Raw genomic sequence first — 3,686 nt, 5'->3', positions numbered from 1 at the left:
CTGAACCGCGGTGATCGCGGCCAGCGACAGCGCGGTGCGCCGATCCATATCGCCCATCGTTCTGCCGCTATCGCCGGCCATCCACCGTGCGCGCTCAGCCCGCTCGCTTGGTCCAGCCGTGCATGTCGAGCCAGCGGGCGAAGGCGTCGAACCAACCGGTGCTGGTGGTCGGCTTGGAATACATGCCAAACCCGTGCCCGCCCTGTTCGTAGAAGTGGAACTCGACCGGGCGTTTCGCGGCGTGCCAGCGTTCGATCAGGCCGAAGCCCGCGTTGGCGAAGAAGGGATCATCCGCCGCCAGCGCGACGAACAGCGGCGGCGCGTCGGCGGGCACGGTGACGGGGGCGAGGGGGCCGTAGATGTTGGCGATGAACGTGGGATTGGCGTCGCCGCCCGCGAGCGTCGTCGCCATGGTCAGCATCGCCCCGGCGGAGAAGCCGATCATGCCGATGCGAGCGGGATCGACCTTCCACTCGCCCGCGCGCTTGCGGATCAGCGCGAAGGCGGCGCGCGCGTCCGCGATCTGCGGCGCGAGCCCGGCGATCTGCTGCTCCGGGGTCGGCCGTGTCGGACGCGCGGTGGCGGAGAACATCTCGTTCATCGAGCGCTCGAAGGCGGGCATGCCGGCGGGCGTCTGGTTCAGGCGATACTTGAGCACGAACGCCGCCACGCCGCGCGCCTGCAGCGCCTTGGCCACGTCCCAGCCCTCGTTCTCCATCGACAGGGTGCGAAAACCGCCGCCCGGCGCGACCACCACCGCGGTGCCCGTTGCCTTGGCCGGATCGGGCAGGAACGGCGTGAGCGTCGCGTCGCGCACGTTGCGCGCGAACACGCTGCCATATTGACTGTGCCAGCTCTCCGGAACCGGCGCGTTCGGCAGTGTCCCGGTTCCGAGCGGGATGGCGGTCGGCTGCGCCGGGGTCGCGATCGGGGTCATGCGATCGTCCTGCGCCACCGCGGGGGTCGCGAACGCGATCATCATCAGCGGCAGCAGGGCAGCTCTCAACAAGCGCTTCATGCTCGACTCTCCTTTATCGACGCGCGGCGCCGGTCGTCTGCACGACCGGTCGCATGGTGCCGTCCTTGTTGTAGTGCAGCGGGTAGACCGTGACCGCGCGGCGACCGATCGCGCCGCTCTGGTCGCCGAGCGCCAGGTCCGCATTGTGCAGGAAAAGATACGATCGCCCGCGAAACTCGGCGATGCCGGGGTGGATGGTGAAGCTGTACTTGCCCGAGCCGGTCAGCAGCCCGCGTGGCGTCCACGGCCCCGTGATCGACGGCGCGGTCGCGTAGGACACGTGCTCGTCGCGCTGGGTTCGGCGATCGAGCGAGGCGTAGGTCAGGTAATAGGTGCCGCCATGCTTGTGCAGCCACGGCCCTTCCTCGAAGTGCGGCGGCGTGATCTCGGTGATCGGGCCGTCGATCTCGATCATGTTGGGCTTCAGCCGGGCGATGTAGCATTGCCGGTTGCCCCAGGCGATCCAGGTGGTGCCATCGTCGTCGGTGAAGACGGTCGGGTCGATGTCCTCCCAACTGTGCGTACCCTTGGGCGTCATGTCGTTGGTGATGAGCGCCGAGCCCTTGGCGTCGCGGAACGGCCCGGTGGGGGTGTCGGCAACGGCCACCGCGATCGCCTTGCCCGGGTGGGTCTGGTCGTGCTCGACCGCGGCGTAGAACCAGTATTTGCCGTTCTTGGCGATCGTCTGCGATGCCCAGGCGTCCTTCTGCGCCCATTTGAAGTCCGCGATGCGCATGATCGCGCCGTGATCGGTCCACGTGCGCATGTCCTTGGTCGAGTAGACCAGCCACTCGCGCATGTTGAACATCTCGTCGCGCTGCGCCTCGTCGTGGCCGACGTAGAGGTAGAGCGTGTCGCCGACGACCAGCGGCGCGGGATCGGCGGTGAACTTGTCGCGAATAATCGGATTGGCGATCGGAACGTCCGACGGCGTGTCGCGCGCCATCGCCGTACCGGTCAGGCTCAGCGCCAGCAGCGCTCCCCACATCCTCATCCCATCATTCCCCGATTGCCGGTCGTTTGACGAAAGCTAGCATTGTTGTGGGAGCGCTAACAAGCGTGAAACGCAGCTGCGTGCGGTCTGGGCGTCAGCAACGATCCTGCTCGGTGCGCCAGGTGTCGGCGAGGGCGACGATCCTCGACACCGACGCTGCTAGTCCTTGTGCAGATACTCGACCGCGGGATCGGTGCACAACGTGCAGTCGCTCCCGGCGAACATCGCGCGTGCGCGTGCGCTGTTCTTCAGCCGCCAGTCGAGCCACGTGCGGGCGATGACGGCCGCGCGACCGCCGTTCGGTTCGAAGAAGGTGCCCTGATGCCCGACGTTCAGGCTGACCTTGGCCGCGGGCACGCCGCTGAGCCGGGCGAAATCGTCGCTGCCGTTCGCGTAGGCGATGTCGGTCGTGCCACCCAATATGTAGATGATCGGCACGCAGATGCGCGCGAGCGCCGCCTTGTCGAGCGCCATCTCCGGGCGCTTGGGCGCGTGCGGCGGGAACAACCCGCTGTTGTGGATCACGATCGTCTTGACGCGCGGATCGCGGCTGCCGACCGTGAGCGCCTGCACTCCGCCGCAGCTCCAGCCAGAGACGGCGATCGCCGCGGGATCGAGCTTGCCGAAATAGCGGCTGCCGCGGCGCTTGTTCTCGCGCACCGCCCAGTCGATGCCGTCGGTCAGTTGCGTCGCGAAGGTCTGCGGCGGCGGCGGGACGAACGCGCCGTCGGGTCCGGGCGGTGGTACCGCGCGCGGGGGCAGGGGCTTGGCACCCGGGCCGCTGGCGATCGTGCCATTGGCGATCACGAGATAACCGTGCGACGCGAGTTCCAGCAGGTGGAAACGCTGACCCGCCCCGTCGCCCGCGCATCCGCCATTGCCCCATACCACGATCGGCAGCTTGCGCGCCGCGGCGGCGGACAGGTCGCTCGGACGGTAGATCACGTGGTCGGGCAGCGTGTCGTCCATCTCCTTTACCGCAGGAAACGGGCCGCTGCCGGGCGTGTCGGGCAGGGCGCTGGCGAGCGCCTCGCGGTTCTGTGGTACGGCGTCGGTCTGCGATGCCAGCGCACTTGAGGGTGATGCTGCTGCGACCGCGCAGGCGATCGGCATGAGACGGACACAAGCGGCACGCAGCGACATGGATGCACCTCACGGTGGTGGCAGGGAGTGCTTCGGCTCAGGCTATTGGACGGCGCCTCGACCGGCTGCGGCTCCGACATCGTGCCGCACAGCCGCCGATTGATTGTGAAGCCGATCCGAAACGGGCGGCCGGTAAACCGAGCCGCCCGTTGCGTCACCTGATCGTGTCAGACGAAGCGGTTGATCAGATTCTCCAACCGCTCCTGCTGGCCCGAAACCGGCTTGGGATCGATCGCGCGCTCGACCGTCAGATCGGCGATGCCGGCCAGATCAAGGTCGCCGATCGCCGCGCCGAACTCACCGTCCCAGCCGGCGTAGCGCTTGGACTTGATCGCGTCGACGCGCCCGTCCTCGATGATCGCGGCGGCGGCGAGCAGCCCCTTCGCCACCACGTCGATCCCGCCGATGTGGCCGTAGAACAGGTCGGCCGCGTCGACGCTCTGGCGGCGGACCTTGGCGTCGAAGTTGAACCCGCCGGTCGTGAACCCGCCGGCGCGGATGATTTCCACCATCGCGAGCGTCAGTTCCTCG

General features: G+C 68.1%; 3 protein-coding genes and 1 pseudogene. All 4 read right to left on the bottom strand.

What is annotated here, in order from left to right:
• Positions 1-94: 94 nt before the first annotated feature.
• The gene (locus ACFDS6_RS16805; protein ID WP_375273228.1) at positions 95-1,018 is read right to left on the bottom strand and encodes an alpha/beta hydrolase; all 924 of its coding nucleotides are present in this window, start codon (positions 1,016-1,018) and stop codon (positions 95-97) included.
• A gap of 13 nt (positions 1,019-1,031) precedes the next feature.
• Positions 1,032-2,012 carry a glycoside hydrolase family 43 protein gene (locus ACFDS6_RS16800; RefSeq protein WP_375273227.1) on the bottom strand — a complete coding sequence of 327 codons (981 nt, stop codon included), beginning with the start codon at positions 2,010-2,012 and terminating at the stop codon, positions 1,032-1,034.
• Between the two features lie 159 nt (positions 2,013-2,171).
• On the bottom strand, positions 2,172-3,155 hold the full coding sequence (locus ACFDS6_RS16795) for a hypothetical protein (protein ID WP_375273226.1): 984 nt from the start codon (positions 3,153-3,155) through the stop codon (positions 2,172-2,174).
• Positions 3,156-3,322: 167 nt separating this feature from the next.
• Positions 3,323-3,686, bottom strand: a pseudogene (locus tag ACFDS6_RS16790) (xylose isomerase); the annotation flags it as partial.

It is taken from the genome of Sphingomonas sp., from assembly GCF_042095875.1.
In the GTDB taxonomy this organism is placed as follows: Bacteria; Pseudomonadota; Alphaproteobacteria; order Sphingomonadales; family Sphingomonadaceae; genus Sphingomonas.
This window is presented reverse-complemented; position numbering and strand designations above follow the sequence as displayed.